Genomic DNA, 19,808 nt, shown 5'->3' with positions numbered 1-19,808 from the left:
CCTACGAATACGGCCACGCGGCCAGATGCCAATTGCTCGGCGGATTTCCGACCAAAACGCCCGTTGGGCCCTGAAAGCAAAGTGAATTCCGCCCAATCCACCCTTGCCACACGCCCTCGCCGATGCCATATCCAAAGGGCATACGTTTTTCTATTTCGACCTGCTGTCTCCTCTCACGGCGCTCAGTCTATCGATACAGACGACGACGCCAGGCTGCCGCATCCCCGTGGGCAGCACAAAACAGGAGATAACGGATATGCCCGCAGGCACCGTAAAATGGTTCAACACCACCAAAGGCTACGGCTTCATCGCGCCCGAAGAGGGCGGCAAAGACATCTTCGTGCACATCTCTGCCGTTGAACGCTCGGGCCTGACCGGTCTGGCTGACAACCAGAAAGTCACGTACGAACTGCGCGCCGGTCGCGATGGCCGCGAAAGCGCCGACAATATCGAGCTTGCATAAGCTTCTGAAAGGGTGAGGGGTTTCTCTCACCCTTTTCATTTACGCGCCCTGCGCACTGCCACTGGCAATGGTCAGAGTGGCACGCAGAACACATCAATTTTCAGTTATTTTCGCCCTACAATTGACCAAATCAGCTATCATTTTGAAATAGTGCTAAGATTTATTTGATCCTTTGAAGGGGTTCGCAATGTTCACTCGCCGCGTATTTCTGGCCGGAACGGCAGCCAGCCTGCTGCCCGGAGTCGCAAGCGCCAAGAAGGCCGTCGAATACGACCCGACGCCGCAATTTGTGCGGATCAAAAAGCAGTTTGTCCCCGGCCAGCTTCTGGTCGTTCCACGCTCGTTCTACCTGTATTACGTGACCGAGCCGCGCAAGGCGGTCCGCTATGGCTGCGGCGTTGGTAAGGCGGGGCTGGAATTCACCGGCACCGCGACAATCGATGTCAAAAAGGAATGGCCCACCTGGCGGCCAACCGAAGAGATGATCGAGCGTGATCCCGTGGCCTACGCCAAGTTCAAGGACAACGACTATGTCCAGCCCGGCGGCGGCGACAACCCTCTGGGCGCGCGGGCGCTGTATCTGTTCCAGAACGGGGTCGATACCTATTTCCGCATCCACGGAACCACGCAACCGCAGACCATCGGGCGCGCCGCATCGAACGGGTGCATCCGCATGCTGAACGAGCACGTCATTGATCTGTATAACAGGGTTCCGATCGGAACGGTTGTGACGGTTGTCTAAGCACCCGCTCAGGGCGCCGTCCAATCCACATCCGTCGCTTCTTCGATCTGCAACAGCCCGTCCGGCCACGGCTGGGCCAGGGCCTTTGCCTGATCCTCGGACCCGGTGAGCCAGACATCCACCCCATCCCGATCCAACAAGACGCCCATGCGATGATGGATCGGTTTCACATCGCCATTCGGCTCACAGGTGACCGCCGCGAATTGATCAACCGTCAGACCGCCCGGAGCCTGCCACCTGTCGGTGATCGCGGCAAAGAACAAAGGCGCGCCATCTGCCGAGGCAATGCGCCATGCGGTTTTGCGGCGCTTCTCACCTGTCCATTCATACCAGCCGTCCACGGGGACCACCGCGCGGCCCACGCCCTCGAACGCGGTTTTGTCAAACACGGTTTCCGATCTGGCATTGATGATGGTTTCCATCACGGGCCGCCCGCGCGCGTTAACCCGACCCACCGGGATCATGCCCCAACGCATCGGCACCAACCCGCCCGAGGTCAGCACCATCACCTCCTGCCCCGGCTGAATGTTCCGGCGCGGCGGCTGCGCGGCAACGTCGGGGGTGCCGAGGGTTTCGGCAATCTCGGACAAAGGTCGGGTCAGAAAGAAACGCCCCGGCACAGCTTACTCCCGTTTTGCAGCTTCGGTTGTCAGGTCCAGCACATAAGGCCCCAGCGCCTCGACAATCCGGGCAACCCCTTCGGCGTTGGGGTGAATGCCGTCGGGTTGCATGAATTGACCTGCGGCGTTTGGATCGCCCTCCGCAGCCAGCCCGTCAAAGAAACCGGGCGCGAACAGGGTCTGATACGCCTGCGCCAGTTCCGGATACATCGCGTCGAAATCCTGCTTGTATGCGACGCCATAGTTTCCGGGGGCCTGCATTCCAATCAGCAGGACGGCAACATCCCCCGCCTCGGCAGCGGTCAGGATCTTTTCAAGATTGGCGCGGGACACCGCCGGGTCGATTCCGCGCAAAAGGTCATTGCCGCCCAGCGCCACGATCATCCCATCCACCTCTGGCGTCAGCGTCCAGCCCACGCGCGCCGCGCCTCCCGCTGTCGTGTCGCCGGACACGCCCGCATTGATCAGCCGAACCTCTGCGCCCTGCGCCTGCAACCAGCGTTCAAGCTGGGGGACAAACCCGTCCTCCTGAACCAGCCCATACCCCTGGGTCAGCGAATCCCCCAAAGCGGCAATCACCACGGGTTCGGCTGTGGCCGCAAAACCGCAGCATACAAACAGCCCCGGGATCAAAGTCTTGCGCAAATCTGTAACTGCTCCATATCCCAAATGACCGGTCCCTTTCGGAAAGCCCCATGACGCATCCTGTCCTGACCCTTCAAAATGCCGCATTGTCGCTGGATGGCAATGCCGGGCGGGTGAATATCCTGCGCGACATTTCTCTGACCGTCCAGCAGGGCGAAACGCTGGGGATGGTCGGGCCGTCGGGTTCGGGAAAATCCTCGCTGCTGATGCTGATGGGCGGGTTGGAGCAGGCCACCGGCGGCAATGTGACCGCGCTGGGTCAGGACCTGAGTGGCATGGACGAAGACAGTCTGGCCCGTTTTCGCCGCGACCGGATGGGCGTGGTGTTTCAGAATTTCCATCTGATCCCGACCATGACGGCGCTGGAAAACGTGGCCACGCCGCTGGAACTGGCCGGTCACAAGGATGCCTTTGCCCGCGCCGAGGCCGAGCTTGATGCCGTTGGCCTGTCGCACCGGCGCGATCATTATCCGGCGCAGATGTCGGGGGGTGAGCAGCAGCGCACTGCGCTGGCCCGCGCCTCGGCCCCGCGTCCGCAGATCCTGTTGGCGGACGAGCCCACAGGCAACCTGGATGAGGCAAACGGCACGGCCATAGTCGATCTGCTGTTCGGGCTGCGCGACAGGCATGGGGCCACGTTGGTTCTGGTCACCCACAGCCACGCGCTGGCGGCACGATGCGACCGGGTTGTCCGTTTGCGCGACGGGCGCATTGCCGAAGACACCCAGAGCGAGGCGGCGGAATGAGCCTGAAACTGGCCGGAAGGCTGGCCCGGCGCGAGCTGCGCGGCGGCTTGCGCGGGTTTCGCATCTTTCTGGCCTGTCTCGCCCTCGGCGTCGCCGCCATCGCTGCTGTAGGGTCGGTGCGGCATGCGATTCAGGCTGGCCTGACCCGCGAAGGCGCCTCGTTGCTGGGGGGCGACGCGCAGATGGAGTTCACCTATCGCTTCGCCAGTGCCGAAGAACGTGCATGGATGGACGGCGCGGCTGAACAGGTTTCCGAGGTGGTGGATTTCCGCTCCATGGCCATCGCGCCCCGCGACACTGGGCCGGAACGGGCGCTGACACAGGTCAAGGCCGTGGATGACGCCTATCCGCTGATCGGAGCGGTCACGTTGGACCCCGAAATGCCGTTGCCCGCGGCACTTGCCGGAGCCGATGGCCTGCCCGGCGCAGTCATGGACCCGCTACTGATCGACCGCATGGGCCTTGCTATCGGCGACAGGTTTGCCCTTGGCACGCAGGATTTTGTCCTGATGGCCGCTTTGACACAGGAACCGGACGGCGCGGCAGACGGGTTCGCCCTCGGGCCCCGTACGCTGGTGCGAACGCAGGCCCTGCAAACCTCGGGCCTGCTGGCCCCCGGCACCCTGTTTTCAACCAAATACAGGTTGGACCTGCCGGACGATGCCGAACTCGCCACCCTGTCCACACAGGCCAGCACCGCGTTTGACGGCACCGGCATGCGCTGGACCGACGCCCGCAACGGCGCGCCGGGGATCACCGAATTCGTCACCCGCCTCAGCGCGTTTCTGGTGCTGGTCGGCCTGTCCGGTCTGGCGGTTGGCGGCATCGGCGTGTCCGCCGCCGTCCGCGCCTACCTGACCCAAAAGACCGAGACCATCGCCACCCTGCGGACATTGGGGGCGGACCGGGCAACGATTTTCCAGACCTACATGATCCAGATCGCCGTCCTGTCAGGCATCGGCATCGTCATCGGCGTGCTGCTGGGCGGGTTGGCGCCTTTGGCTCTGGCCCCGATCCTCGAAAGCCGCCTGCCGGTGCCGGCAGTGTTTTCACTCTACCCCCAACCCTTGGCCGAGGCGGCGCTTTATGGTGTGTTAACCGCCTTCCTGTTCACCCTCTGGCCGCTGGCCAGAACCGAGAAGGTCCGCGCCGCCACCCTGTTCCGCGACGCGCTGACCTCGGCCAGCGCCATTCCGCGCGCGACCTATGTCATCGCAACCGGATTTGGTCTGGCTCTACTCGTTGCCTCGGCGGCATGGTTCAGCGGTTCGACCCAACTGACCCTTTGGACCAGCGGCGGGCTGGCCGGGGCGCTGATCCTGCTGTCGCTATCCGCATTTGCAATCCGACGGTTTGCCCGGTCCGGGGCACCCTGGGCGCGTGGACGGCCTGCATTCCGCTGGGCGCTGTCGGCCATCTCGGACCCGCGCGAAGGGGCCGGTTCGGTTGTCCTGTCCCTTGGCCTCGGCCTGTCGGTGCTGGCGGCGGTGGGGCAGATCGACGGCACCCTGCGCAATGCGATATCCGGCAATCTGCCTGAAATCGCCCCGTCCTATTTCTTTGTCGATATCCAAAAGGACCAGATGCCGGGTTTCACCGAACGGCTTGAAACCGACCCCGCTGTCAGTCGCATCGAAAGCGCCCCGATGCTGCGCGGCATCATCACACGGATCAACGACCGCCCCGCCGCCGAAGTTGCAGGCGACCACTGGGTGCTGGAAGGCGATCGCGGCGTGACCTATTCCGCCCTGCCGACAGAGAACACCCGGATCACCGCAGGCAACTGGTGGCCCGAGGGCTACACAGGCCCGCCACAGGTCAGCTTCGCTGCAGAAGAAGCCGAGGAAATGGGCCTGAAACTGGGCGATCAGCTCACCGTCAACATTCTGGGGCGCGATATCACGGCTGAACTGACCTCGCTGCGCGAGGTTGATTTTTCTACCGCTGGCATGGGTTTCATCATGTCGATGAACCCATCGGCACTGGCCGGGGCCCCGCATAGCTTCATCGCCACCGTCTATGCCGAAGAACAGGCCGAGGCCGCCATTCTGCGCGATCTGGCCGGGCAGTATCCCAACATCACCGCCATCCGCGTCCGGGATGCCATCGACCGGGTTTCGGGGCTGCTGGCCGGGATTGCGGCGGCCACTTCTTACGGGGCGGGCGTGTCACTGCTGACCGGGTTTCTGGTCCTGATCGGCGCGGCGGCTGCGGGCGAACCCGCGCGCCGATACGAGGCCGCGATTCTGAAAACACTGGGGGCCGACCGACGCCGCATCCTGCTCAGCTTTGCCCTGCGCGCCATCCTTCTGGGGGCCGCCGCCGGGTGCGTTGCACTCTTTGCCGGTATTCTGGGCGGGTGGGCCGTTGCCACCTATATCTTCGACACCAGTTTCTCGATCATCTGGCCCTCGGCGCTTGGCATCGTCGTGGCCGGAATCGTCGTCACGCTGGGCGCAAGCCTTGTCTTTGCCCTGCGTCCATTGTCCGTCCGTCCGGCCCGCATCCTGCGCGCCAGCGACTGATCTCAGCGCACACAGGCGACCGGCTGCAGGATTTTGAGCAGCGGATCATTGTCGCAGACCAGCGCGTCCAGCGTGATGTCGTCGAGCGAGGCATAAAACACCTCGGCAGCGTCCTGCAGGGCCAGCCGCAGACGGCAGGCATCGGTCAACGGGCAGGTATTGTCGGCATCCGCAAAGCATTCAGCGATGGGAAGCGATCCTTCCACATGGCGAAAAACTGCGCCGATCTGAATTTGATCCGCCGGGCGCGCCAGCGACATGCCGCCATTGCGTCCGCGCTGGGTGCTCAGAAACTCCAACTGGCTCAGTTGGTTGATGACCTGCGCAAGATGATTCTCCGAAATGTTGCATACTTCGGCGATCTCGGATTTCGTCACCAGCCGGTCCGGATGGGCCGCACAATACATCAGCAGGCGCACGGCAATATTCGTTCGTTTGGTAATCCGCATGAGGACCTCCCGAAAATCAAGATGCAACCTTATTGCATGTCCGACTAAAAAGCGGTTTGACATACATCAATCGCTCACAAAGGACCGCGCATCCCATGGCAGACCCCTATTTCTTTGGCTATGGCAGCCTTGTGAACCTGGCGACGCACGACTTCCCCGACCCCCGGCCCGCAAAACTGAAAGGCTGGCGGCGGGCCTGGCGGCACACCGACCTGCGCCCGGTTGCCTTTCTGACCGCGATCCCCGATCCCAGTTCCGAGATCGAAGGCATGATCGCCCATGTGCCCAAAGACGACTGGACCGCGCTGGACGAGCGGGAATGGGCCTATGACCGAATTCCCGCGACGCAATCGGTCACGCATCCGCTGACCCATGAAGTTGAAATCGCGGTCTACGCCGTGCCGAAAGACCGGCACAATGCGCCAACCAATCTTCATCCATTGCTGCTCAGCTACATTGATGTCGTCGTGCAGGGGTATCTGCGTGTATTCGGACCGGGTGGGGTCGACCGTTTCTTTGCCACAACCGACGGCTGGGGCGCGCCTGTTCTGAATGACAGGGCCGAGCCGAGATATCCACGCCACCAACAGCTCAAACCTGACGAGACCGCATTCGTGGATGACTGCCTGAAACGCGCGTCGGTGAAGGTAATCCAACCGCACCAACAAAATGAGGCAGACAACCTGCCTGCCTCGTTCAAGTTCTAGACGTCGTCGGCCCTGAGGTTACGGCGTTCACCCCCGCGCGCGGATCACCTGCAGCAGCGGCAAGAGCGCGGCCATCTCAGGCCCCCGCTCCATCCCGGTCAGCGCCTTGCGCAGCGGCATGAACAGGCCCTTGCCCTTGCGGCCTGTGGCCTCTTTCACCGCTTTGGTCCAGACACCCCATGTCTCGCCATCGAACGGGCCTTCGGGCAGCAGCGCGACGGCCTCGGCGATAAAGTCACGGTCCTCATCGGCGATCAGCGGCTCGGCCCCGTCGCGGCACAACTCCCACCAGCCTTTGAGATCCGCCAGAGTGGTGATGTTCTCGCGCGCCATCGCCCAGAAGGGTTCGGCGAGTTCAGCAGGAACCCCTGCATCTGCCACCGCATCGGCTACATCGGCCAGCCGCAGAGACTGCAAGTGCTTGGCGGTCAGCGGGAACAGGTCCTGCACGTCAAACTTGGTCGGCGCGGCACCGAACCGGCTGACGTCAAAGCCGTCAATCAGTTCAGCCATATCTGCGCGCAGTTCCACCGGATCAGACGAGCCCAGCCGCGCCATCAGGCTCAGCAGCGCCATCGGCTGTACACCCTGATCGCGCAGGTCACGCAGCGCCAGCGTACCCAGCCGTTTCGACAACGCCTCGCCCTGCGGACCGGTCAGCAGCGAATGGTGGGCAAAACGCGGGCAGGAACCGCCCAGCGCCCCGATGATCTGGATCTGCGTTGCGGTGTTGGTCACATGGTCCGAGCCGCGCACCACATCGGTCACGCCCATCTCGGTATCGTCCACCACGGATGCAATCGTATAGAGAACCTGACCGTCCCCCCGGATCAGAACCGGATCCGAGACCGAGGCCGCATCGATCGAGATATCGCCCAGAATGCCGTCATTCCACTCGATCCGTTCGTGATCCAGCTTGAAGCGCCAGACGCCGTTGCCACGTTCACCCCGCAGCGCCTCTTTCTCGGCATTGCTCAGGTTCAGCGCGGCGCGGTCATAGACCGGCGGTTTGCCCATGTTCAGTTGCTTCTTGCGCTTCAGGTCCAGTTCGGTCGGCGTCTCGAACGCCTCGTAGAACCGACCCATCTCGCGCAGCTTATCCGCAGCTTCGGCATAGCGGTCCAGACGATCCGACTGACGCTCCACCCGGTCCCAGTGCAGGCCCAGCCACTCCATATCCTGCTTGATGGCATCGACATATTCTTCCTTCGACCGCTCGGGGTCGGTGTCGTCGATGCGCAGGATGAACGTGCCACCCGCCTTGCGGGCGATCAGATAGTTCATCAGGGCGGTGCGCAAGTTGCCCACATGGATGTAACCGGTGGGCGACGGGGCAAAACGGGTGGTGGTCATGGGTGTCTCCTGTTGGCGCGGCTCTTGTCACAGGATCGGCGGATTGTCCAGCAGATGGCGGTAAACGCGTCTAACGACGCGTGCCTTCGGCGAGAGTATTTGGAAAAAGATGAAGAGGTTCAGGTCGGCTCGACCGGCCACACGCCGTTCAGATCATCCAGCCCGGCGCGGATCAACTCGGACAAAACATCCAGGTCAATATCCGCCAGCTTGTTCACATACAGGCAGGACTTGCCCAGCTTGTGTTTTCCCAACCGGGACAGGATATCACCGAAATCGGTGTAGCCGGGCATGATGTAAATCGAATGCGCCGCCTTGCGGGGCGAAAACCCGGTGGCCAGAAATTCACCCTTACGCCCGGATTTGTAGCGGTAGCGGTATTTCCCATATCCGATCATAGAAGGCCCCCACATAACCGGTGCATAGCCGGTCACTTTACGGAATAGTGCATCCAATATGTGCGCCTCGTCCGCCTTCCGTGCGGGTTGGACCGCGTCCAGAAAACGCTCGACACCGAGCCCGGTTGGAACGGTTTTGTTTTCTGATCGCGGCATGAACAAATATTAACACGTAATGTTCATCTGCGCAGCCCATGTGTTGCGGGTACAAAGTGGCAGACGACACTGACCGACCTAGTTCAAGTTCTGATGTTCTGACAGGGAGAACCAAAATGACCATCAATCTGACACGCAGAGCGGCGCTTGGCGCCGCAGCAGCCTTGCCCTTCGCATCCGCCGCCGCCCCGGTTCTGGCCGCAGGAACCGAGGCCAAGGCCAACTCGACCATCGCCAGATCCTTCAAGCTGGGCGATTTCACCGTCACCACGCTGCTGGATGGCAGCGCTCCGCGCGACGACGTCAAAGAGATGTTCGGCGACGGTGTCCCGGATGAGGAGTTTGCCCGGGTCTCATCCGAAAATTTCATCTCGCCGGACAAGGCACAGCTGCCCTTTACCCCGACGCTGGTCAACACCGGGTCCGAGCTTGTTCTGTTCGACACAGGGCTTGGGCAGGGCGGCATTCAGGCCGCGCTTGCAGATGCGGGCGTTACCCCGGATCAGATCAACGTCGTGGTGATCACCCATATGCATCCGGACCATATCGGCGGCATGACCACAAATGACGCCCCGACCTTCCCCAATGCGCGCTACGTGACCGCGGCGCCGGAATATGATTTCTGGTCCGCGCAGGAAGCCGGCAACCGCGTCGGCGATATCGTCGCCGCCAAGGTGACACCGCAGGCCGAAAAGATGACCTTTATCGAAGATGGCAGTGACGTCGTATCCGGCGTGACGGCAATGTCGGCGTTCGGGCACACACCCGGCCACACGGTCTATCATCTGGAAAGCAACGGTCAGCGTCTGATTCTGACGGCGGATCTGGCCAACCATTATGTCTGGTCCTTCGCCCACCCGGAATGGGGGTTCAAGTTTGACATGGACAAGGCGGCCGCCACTGAATCCCGCCGCAATGTGCTGGGCCTGCTGGCCGCCGACAAGGTGCCGATGATCGGCTATCACATGCCCTTCCCCGCCGCCGGTTATGTCGAAACGCGCGGCGATGGCTTCCGGTTTGTTCCGGTCAGCTATCAGATGGCGGGTTAAGGGGCTCAGTACCCCGGGTCCGGCCGTACCTTTGAGCCATCCGTGAAACGGGACAGGCGGAAGGCGGCCGGATCGACACATGGCGTTGTGCCTGTCACCAGATCAGCCATCAACCGGCCCGCACCGGGGCCGATGCCAAAACCGTGGCCGGAGAACCCGGTTGCGATGAACATCCCCGGCAACGTGTCCACGCCCGAGATCACCGGTATAGCGTCCGGCGTCACATCAATCATGCCTGCCCAGCTTTGCACGATTTCAGCCTGTTCCAGCACCGGAAAGCCCTTGCGCGCCTTGGCCCATGTTTTGCGCAGAATCTTCTGCGAAGGTTCGGGGTCCAGCACCCGGCAATGTTCGAACGGGGTCACGTCGCTGGGCAGCCACGACCTGTCCTCGGCCGCCTCGGCCATCCAGCGCTTGGACAGGCGGAAGCGGAGCGATCTCCATTCCTGCGCAAAGGCGGGCAGGAACCGCCAGGCCAGCCGGAAACTGTCGGGCACCAGATCCACCGTGTTTTCGTGGCCCGATGCAATCGTATAGCCGCCATCCGCCCGTTTTCGGATGGCAAACCCGTCGGACCACAGCGCGGTCTCGGGTCCATCCTCGGCGGGTGATATGCGCATCACCGTGTTCAGCACCTTTAGCTGCGGCAGGCTGATCCCGGCATTTCCGGCAAACAGGCGCGACCACGCGCCCCCGGCCAGAACAACGCCTGCGCAGGCCACCCGCCCGCGCTCGGTAAAGACCCCGGCGATGCGGCCCGCCTGCATATCGACGCTGCGCACGGCGCAATTGGTCATGATCACAGCGCCATTGTCGCGGGCCCCTTCCGCAATGGCGGGTGCGGCCCATTGCGGCTCGGCCCGGCCATCCTGCGGCATGTGAAGCGCGCAATCGGAACCGTTCTGAAGACCCGGCAACAGGTCGTTAAGTTCGGTACCCGAAACGATCCGCGCACCGGTCTGAAGGCCATCGACATGGCGCATCCAACGGTCCAGATTTCCGGCGGACCGTCCACCAGAGGCCCCGAACACTATGCCGGATTGCGTGTATCCGGTCTGGCGGCCCAAGCGCGCGTCCAGCCCCTGCCAAATGCCTAACGCCTCTTGCATCAGGGGGATTTCGCGCGGGTCGCGCAGTCCCTGCCGCACCCATCCCCAGTTGCGCGAACTTTGTTCGCCCGCGATCTGGCCCTTTTCGCACAGCAGCACCGAGACACCGCGTTCCGCCAGTTCAAGCGCGGTCGATGCACCGATGATGCCGCCGCCAATCACGACGACATCCACCGTTTTGGGCAAAGACAGGTCTGATTCCACGGGGGTCGGTTTGGGACCGGGCATCAACGGCTCTTACTCAATCGCTCGGACCGCTATGGATGCGCAGGAAACGGATGCAGGCAACCGCTTTGGCCGGGTCGCCGCGACGATTGTCGCAACCTGTGGCCAACGTGCAAAAGCCCGGGCCAGAACTTGGGCCCGGGCTGACTTTGGGTAAGGTAAGGTGCTTAAGCTGCGCCCGAGAATTCGGCCCATTTCTGACGCAGGACCGCCGACAAGCCGGCATCCTTGTGCACGTCCAGCGCCGTCACGTCTTCCTGCGATTTCAGATCCGGGAATTCAGGACGGCGGATGGGCTCGACCTTGTTGTCCACCACGCGGTCTTCTTTGAGCATATCCGCGATGGCCGCGTCCAGCTTGGCTTCATCCAGCTCCTGCGCCGGAGACTCCATCGTCTTGTACCTCAATGGCCCGTGAAGGCTCGTGTCATATTCCTCGTACATTTTAACACCACACCGTTAACTCAGATAAACAGCCCCGGGGTGCGCCACATCCAGATCAGCTTTCGCCGACGATCTGCAAACTGTGCAGCCTTGCGTCACACCCACCCCACATGAGGCAACTTCCAAGCATAAATGTGGCGGAAAAATGTCAGTCAAACAAGTGAGATAGCCAGAATCTGGCAAAAACATGCTCGATTGAAAAGGAAACGGAAACAGTCGATGATTCCCGGCCCGCACTGTCCCTTAATTTGAGCAAATTCAGCCGCGATCCCGCCAGCGATTCACAATTGGATAGCGCCGGTCCAGCCAGAAGGCGCGGCTGGTCAGGCGGGTTCCGGGGGCCGATTGGAACCGTTTGTATTCGCTGATGTAGATCAGATGCTCGACCCGGCGGGCGTCGCTTTCGTCGAACCCGGCGGCGACACAATCGGCAATTGAGCCGTCCTGATCGACGAGAATATCCAGAATCCCGTCCAGCACCGGGTAGTCCGGCAGGCTGTCGCTGTCTTTCTGATCCGCGCGCAATTCCGCGCTGGGGGGCTTGTCGATGACCGAGGGGCGAATGACCTCACCTTCGGGGCCCATCATCCAGTCGCGGTGATTGGCGTTGCGCCAGCGGCAGGTCTCGAACACGCGGGTCTTGTACAGGTCCTTGATCGGATTGTAGCCGCCATTCATGTCGCCATAGATCGTGGCATACCCCACCGCGACCTCGGACTTGTTGCCGGTGGTCAGCAGCATCTCGCCAAACTTGTTCGAGATCGCCATCAGCAGCAGGCCGCGCAGGCGCGACTGGATGTTTTCCTCGGTCAGGTCTTCGTCACGCCCGGCAAACAGCGTCGCCAGCGTGTCGGTCACCGCGGCGCGGCTGTCCGAGATCGGCACGAAGTCATAGTGAACGCCCAGCGCCCTGGCGACCGCCTCGGCATCGTCCAGCGAGGACTGGCTGGTATATTCCGAGGGCAGCATCACACAGCGCACGTTTGCGGCCCCGATCGCATCCACCGCAATGGCGGCAACCAGCGCGGAATCGACCCCGCCTGACAGGCCCAGCAGCGCCTTCTTGAAGCCGGTCTTGCCCATGTAGTCGCGCAGGGACTGCACCATGGCGCGGTAATCCTGCTCCCACGCGTCGGGTTGCGGCACAACCTCAGTCGGGACGATCCGCCAGCTTTCGTCGCCGCGTTCAAGATCGACATGGGCGATGGTCTCATCAAAGACGGGCATGCGGAAAGCCAGTTCGCCGCCCGGGTTCAGGCCAAAGGTGGCGCCGTCAAACACCTGATCGTCCTGACCGCCCACCATGTTCAGATAGATCAGCGGCAAGCCGGTCTCGACCACGCGGGCGACCATGTGATTCAGGCGCACATCGTATTTGTCGCGGAAATAGGGCGAGCCATTGGGGATCAGCAGAAACTCGGCCCCGGTCTCTTCCAGCGTTTCGGCCACGTCAGGGTGCCAACTGTCCTCGCAGATCGGGCTGCCGATTCGGGAATTGCCCACAGAATAGGGCCCCCCCAGCGGACCCGAGTCATACAGGCGGACCTCGTCAAAAACCGTCTCATTCGGCAGGTGATGTTTCAGCACCCTGCTGGTGATCCGGCCCCCTTTCAGGATCAGATAGGCATTGTGCAGGCTTTCGCCTTCGACCCATGGCCCGCCGATGGCCAGCGCCGGACCTTCGGCGCATTGCGCCGCCAGCGCCTCGACCGCAGCCATGGCGGCGCGGTGAAACACCGGTTTCATAACAAGGTCCTGCGTGTTGTAGCCGGTGATGAACATCTCGGGGAAGGCGACCAGATCGGCCCCTTCCGCGCGCGCCTCTTCCCAGGCGGCCAGCGCCTTGGCTGCGTTGCCGTCGATATCCCCGACAACGGGGTTAAGCTGCGCCAGAGTAATGCGGAAACGGTCGGCCATGCTGCCCTCTTGCCCTCGTCCTTCTATTGCCATTTAGCAGATCACCGCCCGAGTGGAAGACCAATGCGGCAAAACCCGTTGCTCTGCCCGGTGCAGTGCCCTAGTTTTGCGCGCGGGAAAGCAACAAAGATGACCGGGCAGGCAGAAGCAACCATGAACGTGATCCGCATCTCAGTCACCGCAGGGATTCTGGCCGTGGCGGCAGGTTTCGCCGCCGCGCAGAACGCAGATGTTATCATCAAGGATGACGAGGTCGGCGGCGTCTACGAAGGCACGTTTGAAAACGGCCTGCGCCACGGGACCGGCACCTATCGTCTGCCCAGCGGGTTCGAATACACCGGCCAATGGGTCGGGGGCGAGATTCAGGGCGAAGGCATCGCCCGGTTCGCCAATGGGTCGATCTACGAAGGCACCTTTGCCAAGGGCCAGCCCGAGGGGCGCGGCAAGATCACCTATGCCAATGGCGGCAGCTACGAAGGCGACTGGGCCGGTGGTGCGATCAACGGCACCGGCGTTGCCACATACGCCAACGGGGTCAGCTACCAGGGCGAATTCAAAGATGGCCGCCATCATGGCAAGGGCAAACTGACCGATCCCAGCGGCTATACCTATGAAGGCGACTGGCTGGACGGCGCGAAACAGGGCACAGGCAAGATCACCCTGGCCGACGGTTCGGTTTACGAGGGCGAGGTGCAGAACGGCCAGCGCCACGGCAAGGGCCGGTTGGTGCAATCCGACGGCATCGAATATGACGGGCAATGGGTGGACAACCTGATGACCGGCACCGGGCGGCTGACACTTGCCAATGGCGATGTCTACGAGGGCGAGTTGCTGGAGGGTCGCCGTCAGGGCAAGGGCAAAGAGATCTATGCCAACGGCAATACCTACGAAGGCGACTATGTGGATGACAACCGCCACGGCAAGGGCACTTTCGTAGGCACCGATGGCTACCGCTATACCGGCGACTGGGCGGATGGCCAGATCGAAGGCTTCGGCGAAATCACTTATCCTGACGGCGCGACCTATATTGGCGAGCTCAGCGCCGACCTGCCGCACGGCAAGGGACAGAACACCTATCCCAACGGCACGATCTATGACGGAGAATGGATTGCCGGCGTTTTCGAAGGCACCGGCAAGGCAACCTATCCAAACGGCGTCGTTTATACCGGCCAGTTCCGCAACGCGGTCAGCCACGGCACCGGCGTCATCACCTTTGCGAACGGCTATCGCTATGAAGGCGACTGGGTCGAGGGCGTCCGGCAGGGCAAAGGCAAGTCCAGCTTTTCGGACGGCACCAAATACGAAGGCGATTTCCTTGATGGCAAGCGCCATGGCACTGGCACCATCACAACGCCCGGCGGCTTCACCTATACCGGCGATTGGGCCGGGGGGAAGATCACCGGCATTGGCGTAGCCACCTACAGCACCGGCGATGTGTACGAGGGCGGCTTCCTCGACAACAAACGTCAGGGCGAAGGGACCATGCGCTACGCCAACGGGCAGGAGGAATCGGGCGTCTGGGAGAATGACGAGCTGCCTGACCGAAATGCGGCCTCTGACGCGACCGAGGCAGAAGATCAGCCCCCTGCAGCCGAGAACGCCGAAGACGACGCAACAACCGAACCATCCGACGGCTGAGCCGTCACCACGGCACCGGTTTCCCGGCCCAGTCGAAAAAGCCGCCCGTATCGGCAGGTGTCAGTGCCCCGATCACATTCAGCAGATTTCCGGCAGCGTCCTGCGGCTCGACCGCCGGGTGCCTGCCAAGGTATTTCTGCGTAAACGCCGTTTTGACCGTTCCGGGATGCAGCGCGACGCAGATCGCGTCGGGATGGGTGCGCGCCAGTTCGATGGCCGCCGTATGCACGATCTGGTTCACTGCAGCCTTCGCCGCGCGATAGCTGACCCAGCCGCCCGCGCGATTGTCCCCGATCGACCCGACCCTCGCCGACAACACCGCAAAGACCGACCGCCCCTTGCGCGGTAACAAACGTTGCGCCCGGCTCAGAACCAGCGCCGGGCCGACAGCGTTCAGGGCAAACTGATCCATCATCGCCGGTGCCGACACCGCGCGCAGGGTCTTTTCGGGCTCCGCTCCGTTGATTTCCAACGCGCCCGAGGCGACCAGCACCAGGTCAAACGGGCCGGGGTGCGCGTCCAGTATCCCAAGCGCCGCATCCGGTCGGGTCAGATCGAACCCATCAACGGACCGGGACAGCCGCGTCACCGCCACCTGCTTTGCCACTAACCGGTCGCAAATTGCGCCGCCGATGCCACCCGTCGCGCCGATGATCAGTGCCGTTTTCATGCCCCACACCTAGCGGCATCACTCGGGCAATCAACATGCAACGCGCGGGAAGCAGCCCCTTGCAATTTGGTTCTTTTCATTCCCGGCGCGGGCTGTATAACCTGACGGCATGATCAACCGCGCAGATATCCCTTTTGCCGCCACCGCCCTTCGCGGTGCGTCTCTGCGTGGCCTACTGATCCTAATCCGCCTCTGAGCGTGCCAACCGGCGCGCCCGCTCAGAGGAGGACGCCCGCGCGCCATAGGCTTTAGGACAGAAGAAGAAAGAGTATCCCATGACAAACGTGACCGACCAAGACCGCGTCTTGATCTTTGACACAACGCTGCGCGACGGCGAACAAAGCCCCGGCGCAACCATGACCCACAACGAAAAGCTCGAGATTGCCGAGCTGCTGGACGAGATGGGCGTCGACATCATCGAAGCCGGGTTCCCCATCGCCTCCGAAGGCGATTTCAAGGCGGTCACCGAGATTGCCGAACGGTCGAAGAACAGCCGCATCTGCGGGCTGGCCCGCGCCAATTTCGCCGATATCGACCGCTGCTGGGAAGCGGTGAAACACGCGGGCAAGAACCGCATTCACACCTTCATCGGCACCTCTCCGCTGCATCGCGCCATCCCGAACCTGACGATGGATGAGATGGCCGACAAGATCCACGAAACCGTCAGCCATGCGCGCAACCTGTGCGAAAACGTGCAATGGTCGCCGATGGATGCGACGCGGACCGAGTGGGATTACCTGTGCCGCGTGATCGAGATTGCGATCAACGCGGGCGCGACCACGATCAACATCCCTGACACGGTGGGCTATACGGCCCCGATGGAATCCGCCGACCTGATCAAACGCCTGATCGAAACGGTGCCGGGCGCGGATGAGGTCATCTTTGCCACCCATTGCCACAACGATCTGGGCATGGCGACGGCGAACTCGCTGGCCGCCGTCGCGGGCGGCGCGCGGCAGGTCGAATGCACCATCAACGGGCTGGGTGAGCGCGCAGGCAACACCGCTTTGGAAGAGGTGGTGATGGCGCTGCGCACCCGCAACGACATCATGCCGTGGAATACGGGCATCGACACCACCAAGATCATGCATATCTCGCGCCGCGTCGCGACCGTGTCGGGCTTCAACGTGCAGTTCAACAAGGCCATCGTCGGCAAGAACGCCTTTGCCCATGAAAGCGGCATTCATCAGGACGGGATGCTGAAGAACCGCGAAAACTTCGAGATCATGCGCCCCGAGGATATCGGCCTGTCGGGCACGTCTTTGCCCTTGGGCAAACACTCGGGCCGCGCTGCGTTGCGCGACAAGCTGGAAACGCTGGGGTTTGAAGTTGGCGACAACCAGCTCAAGGACATCTTCGTGCGGTTCAAGGATCTGGCCGACCGCAAGAAAGAGGTGTTCGACGACGACCTGATCGCCCTGATGACCCTGGACGAGGCCGATGATCACCTGCAACTGGTGTCGATGAAAGTCACCTGCGGCACAGGCGGTCAGGCGGAATCGACCGTGGAACTGGAGGTCGATGGCAAGGATGTCATCGCCACCGAACACGGCGACGGCCCGGTCGATGCGAGTTTCAAGGCGATCCGCGCGATCTACCCGAACAAGGCGCATCTGCAGTTGTATCAGGTCCATGCGGTGACCGAAGGCACCGACGCGCAAGCCACGGTTTCGGTGCGTCTGGAAGAGGACGGCATGATCGCCACCGGCCAGTCGGCGAACACCGATACGGTCGTTGCCTCGGCCAAGGCCTATCTTCATGCGCTGAACCGTCTGATCGTGCGCCGCGAAAAGGCCGGTCCGGGTGCGGATGCGCGCGAGATCAGCTACAAAGACCTGACCTGAGCGCGGCGGGTGGGACCGGTTTCTTGAAAAGAAACCGTGCCTGAAACTTTCGAAGTTTCAGGCCCCCCGCCACCCGCTCAGAGCCGGGCGAACAAAGCCGTCAGGCGTTCAGCCTCCTGCACCAGTCCAAAGGGCGCGTTCAGCACGAACATGCCCGATCCGACCATCCGATGCCCCTCGCGCGCCGGGGGGAACGTCACCTCGTGGCAAATCGTCTTTGGGTAGCCCGCGGATTTCAGGGCCGCGATCATGGGCCTGTGGCGCGCATCCGTCAGGATCGGATACCAAAGCGCAATCACCCCGACATTCCACTTGCGATGCAGTTTGGCGATCACCCCCGGCAGGCGGTCGTAATCCGCCTTCACCTCATAGCTGGGATCAATCAGCAGCATACCGCGCCGGGGTGTCGGTGACAGCAGGGACTGCGCCAGCGCAAACCCATCCTGCGGATACACTTTCGCCCGGAAGGGCGACACCGCCAGAGACAACGCCGCGTGTTCCTGCGGATGCAGCTCGGCGAAGTGCAGACTGTCCTGCGCGCGCAACAGGTTGGCCGCAATCAGCGGCGATCCCGGATAAGCCGCCGCACCATGGCGATCTTGCACCGCCTGCAGCACCCGCGCCATCGGATGTTCGGGGCCGAACCAGCCCTCGCGCTGCGCGCGTGCGATCCCGGCGGCGGCTTCGCCTGTCCGCACAGCCTCGGCCGCGTCCAGGTGGTACAAACCGCGCCCCGAATGCGTCTCGATATAGCTGATCGGTTTGTCCTTTTGCGTCAGGTAATCCAGCGTCCACGCCAATAAAGCGTGCTTTTGTACATCAGCCAGATTTCCCGCGTGGTAAATGTGTTGATATGAGAGCATTTTGCCTTCTAAAGTCCCTATCAATAAGGCGGAAAGGTGCTGATTGTCGCGGAATCAACCCTTTTATCGGGCGTGTTGGCACCCTATAAGGCATCCGTCCCGGAACCGTCGAGTCGCGGGCAGTAGAAAAACCGACATACAGGATCACGGAAAACATGGGCATCTTTGGCAATCTGGGCGGCCTGTTCACAGCGGACATGGCAATTGACCTCGGGACAGCGAACACGCTGGTCTATGTCAAAGGGCGCGGTGTGATCCTGTCGGAACCCTCGGTCGTGGCCTATCACGTCAAGGATGGCGTGAAGAAGGTTCTGGCCGTGGGCGAGGACGCCAAGCTGATGCTGGGCAGAACCCCCGGCTCGATCGAGGCGATCCGCCCGATGCGCGAAGGCGTGATTGCCGATTTCGACACCGCCGAGGAAATGATCAAGCATTTCATCCGCAAGGTGCACAGACGCTCGACCTTTTCCAAGCCCAAGATCATCGTCTGCGTCCCCCATGGCGCAACACCCGTCGAAAAGCGCGCAATCCGCCAGTCGGTTCTGTCTGCCGGTGCCCGCCGCGCGGGCCTGATCGCGGAACCCATCGCTGCCGCGATTGGTGCGGGCATGCCGATCACCGACCCGACCGGCAACATGGTCGTCGATATCGGCGGCGGCACCACCGAAGTGGCGGTGCTGTCGCTGGGTGACATCGTCTACGCCCGCTCGGTCCGCGTGGGCGGAGACCGGATGGACGAAGCCATCATTTCGTACCTGCGCCGTCAGCAGAACCTGCTGGTCGGCGAATCCACCGCCGAGCGCATCAAGACCACCATCGGTACCGCCCGGATGCCCGACGATGGCCGTGGCCAGTCGATGCATATCCGGGGCCGCGACCTGCTGAACGGTGTCCCCAAGGAAATCGAGATCAGTCAGGCGCAGGTGGCCGAGGCGCTTTCGGAACCCGTCCAGCAGATTTGCGAGGCGGTGATGACCGCGCTGGAAACCACGCCGCCCGATCTGGCAGCGGATATCGTCGACCGGGGCGTGATGCTGACCGGCGGCGGCGCGTTGCTGGGCGATCTGGACCTGGCTCTGCGCGAACAGACCGGCCTGGCCGTGTCGATTGCTGACGAAAGCTTGAATTGTGTGGCTTTGGGGACCGGCAAAGCCCTGGAATATGAAAAACAGCTGCGCCACGCGATTGACTACGAAAGCTAAGGCGCGCACCCTTTGCACATAGGGTAAATTCGGCACGAGCAGCA

General features: G+C 62.3%; 19 protein-coding genes. 9 read left to right on the top strand and 10 right to left on the bottom strand.

Annotated elements, in window-relative coordinates; translation table 11 throughout:
• The first annotated feature begins 256 nt into the window (after positions 1-256).
• On the top strand, positions 257-463 hold the full coding sequence (locus ACR0K1_RS11805) for a cold-shock protein (protein ID WP_480614380.1): 207 nt from the start codon (positions 257-259) through the stop codon (positions 461-463).
• Between the two features lie 187 nt (positions 464-650).
• Positions 651-1,205 carry a L,D-transpeptidase gene (locus tag ACR0K1_RS11800; protein ID WP_480614378.1) on the top strand — a complete coding sequence of 185 codons (555 nt, stop codon included), beginning with the start codon at positions 651-653 and terminating at the stop codon, positions 1,203-1,205.
• A gap of 8 nt (positions 1,206-1,213) precedes the next feature.
• Here the strand turns inward: ACR0K1_RS11800 and ACR0K1_RS11795 are convergent, their stop codons facing one another.
• Entirely contained in the window at positions 1,214-1,825 is a 612-nt protein-coding gene (locus ACR0K1_RS11795) for an SOS response-associated peptidase (protein WP_480614375.1), read from the bottom strand.
• 3 nt (positions 1,826-1,828) lie between these two features.
• Positions 1,829-2,470: an arylesterase gene (locus ACR0K1_RS11790; RefSeq protein WP_480614374.1), complete on the bottom strand. Its 642-nt coding sequence runs from the start codon at positions 2,468-2,470 to the stop codon at positions 1,829-1,831.
• A gap of 50 nt (positions 2,471-2,520) precedes the next feature.
• On the opposite strand from ACR0K1_RS11790, the gene ACR0K1_RS11785 reads away from it, so the two are divergent.
• Together ACR0K1_RS11785 and ACR0K1_RS11780 are read left to right on the top strand one after the other, a co-directional pair.
• On the top strand, positions 2,521-3,216 hold the full coding sequence (locus ACR0K1_RS11785) for an ABC transporter ATP-binding protein (protein ID WP_480614371.1): 696 nt from the start codon (positions 2,521-2,523) through the stop codon (positions 3,214-3,216).
• The gene (locus ACR0K1_RS11780; RefSeq protein ID WP_480850720.1) at positions 3,213-5,741 is read left to right on the top strand and encodes an ABC transporter permease; all 2,529 of its coding nucleotides are present in this window, start codon (positions 3,213-3,215) and stop codon (positions 5,739-5,741) included. The genes ACR0K1_RS11785 and ACR0K1_RS11780 overlap by 4 nt, the downstream gene beginning before the upstream one ends.
• Before the next feature lie 2 nt (positions 5,742-5,743).
• Here the strand turns inward: ACR0K1_RS11780 and ACR0K1_RS11775 are convergent, their stop codons facing one another.
• Complete coding sequence (locus ACR0K1_RS11775; protein ID WP_480614365.1) at positions 5,744-6,190, bottom strand: RrF2 family transcriptional regulator; 447 nt, start codon at positions 6,188-6,190, stop codon at positions 5,744-5,746.
• A gap of 95 nt (positions 6,191-6,285) precedes the next feature.
• Between ACR0K1_RS11775 and ACR0K1_RS11770 the strand changes: the two genes are divergently transcribed.
• Positions 6,286-6,897, top strand: a complete 612-nt coding sequence (locus ACR0K1_RS11770) for a gamma-glutamylcyclotransferase family protein (RefSeq protein WP_480614363.1) — start codon at positions 6,286-6,288, stop codon at positions 6,895-6,897.
• 27 nt (positions 6,898-6,924) lie between these two features.
• Here ACR0K1_RS11770 and gltX read toward each other — a convergent pair whose 3' ends face one another.
• A complete protein-coding gene (gene gltX / locus ACR0K1_RS11765; protein ID WP_480614360.1) occupies positions 6,925-8,250 on the bottom strand; it encodes a glutamate--tRNA ligase in 1,326 nt (441 codons plus the stop codon).
• A gap of 119 nt (positions 8,251-8,369) precedes the next feature.
• A complete protein-coding gene (locus ACR0K1_RS11760) occupies positions 8,370-8,804 on the bottom strand; it encodes a DUF1801 domain-containing protein (RefSeq protein WP_480614357.1) in 435 nt (144 codons plus the stop codon).
• A gap of 116 nt (positions 8,805-8,920) precedes the next feature.
• Between ACR0K1_RS11760 and ACR0K1_RS11755 the strand changes: the two genes are divergently transcribed.
• A complete protein-coding gene (locus ACR0K1_RS11755) occupies positions 8,921-9,853 on the top strand; it encodes an MBL fold metallo-hydrolase (RefSeq protein WP_480614355.1) in 933 nt (310 codons plus the stop codon).
• 5 nt (positions 9,854-9,858) lie between these two features.
• On the opposite strand, the gene ACR0K1_RS11750 is transcribed toward ACR0K1_RS11755, so the two are convergent.
• The 3 genes from ACR0K1_RS11750 to ACR0K1_RS11740 all read right to left on the bottom strand — a co-directional run bounded on the left by ACR0K1_RS11750 (position 9,859) and on the right by ACR0K1_RS11740 (position 13,547).
• Positions 9,859-11,190 (bottom strand): NAD(P)/FAD-dependent oxidoreductase, encoded by a 1,332-nt coding sequence (locus ACR0K1_RS11750; RefSeq protein WP_480614352.1) that lies wholly within the window; start codon positions 11,188-11,190, stop codon positions 9,859-9,861.
• Positions 11,191-11,354: 164 nt separating this feature from the next.
• Entirely contained in the window at positions 11,355-11,630 is a 276-nt protein-coding gene (locus ACR0K1_RS11745; RefSeq protein ID WP_480614350.1) for a hypothetical protein, read from the bottom strand.
• Between the two features lie 258 nt (positions 11,631-11,888).
• A complete protein-coding gene (locus ACR0K1_RS11740; RefSeq protein WP_480614348.1) occupies positions 11,889-13,547 on the bottom strand; it encodes an NAD+ synthase in 1,659 nt (552 codons plus the stop codon).
• A 153-nt stretch (positions 13,548-13,700) separates the two neighbouring features.
• On the opposite strand from ACR0K1_RS11740, the gene ACR0K1_RS11735 reads away from it, so the two are divergent.
• Positions 13,701-15,185, top strand: coding sequence for a 2-isopropylmalate synthase (locus ACR0K1_RS11735; RefSeq protein WP_480850784.1), 1,485 nt, complete (start codon positions 13,701-13,703; stop codon positions 15,183-15,185).
• A gap of 4 nt (positions 15,186-15,189) precedes the next feature.
• Here the strand turns inward: ACR0K1_RS11735 and ACR0K1_RS11730 are convergent, their stop codons facing one another.
• Positions 15,190-15,855: an SDR family NAD(P)-dependent oxidoreductase gene (locus ACR0K1_RS11730; RefSeq protein WP_480850716.1), complete on the bottom strand. Its 666-nt coding sequence runs from the start codon at positions 15,853-15,855 to the stop codon at positions 15,190-15,192.
• Between the two features lie 275 nt (positions 15,856-16,130).
• Here ACR0K1_RS11730 and ACR0K1_RS11725 point away from each other — a divergent pair, with 275 nt between their 5' ends.
• Positions 16,131-17,699, top strand: coding sequence for a 2-isopropylmalate synthase (locus ACR0K1_RS11725; protein WP_480850714.1), 1,569 nt, complete (start codon positions 16,131-16,133; stop codon positions 17,697-17,699).
• 77 nt (positions 17,700-17,776) lie between these two features.
• Here ACR0K1_RS11725 and ACR0K1_RS11720 read toward each other — a convergent pair whose 3' ends face one another.
• Complete coding sequence (locus ACR0K1_RS11720) at positions 17,777-18,562, bottom strand: 23S rRNA (adenine(2030)-N(6))-methyltransferase RlmJ (RefSeq protein ID WP_480614340.1); 786 nt, start codon at positions 18,560-18,562, stop codon at positions 17,777-17,779.
• Positions 18,563-18,717: 155 nt separating this feature from the next.
• Here ACR0K1_RS11720 and ACR0K1_RS11715 point away from each other — a divergent pair, with 155 nt between their 5' ends.
• A complete protein-coding gene (locus tag ACR0K1_RS11715) occupies positions 18,718-19,764 on the top strand; it encodes a rod shape-determining protein (RefSeq protein WP_480614337.1) in 1,047 nt (348 codons plus the stop codon).
• Positions 19,765-19,808: the final 44 nt, after the last annotated feature.

The organism is Ruegeria sp. F5, from assembly GCF_056533845.1.
The sequence above is the reverse complement of the archived record's forward strand: the minus strand, read 5'-3'. Positions and strand labels throughout refer to the sequence as shown.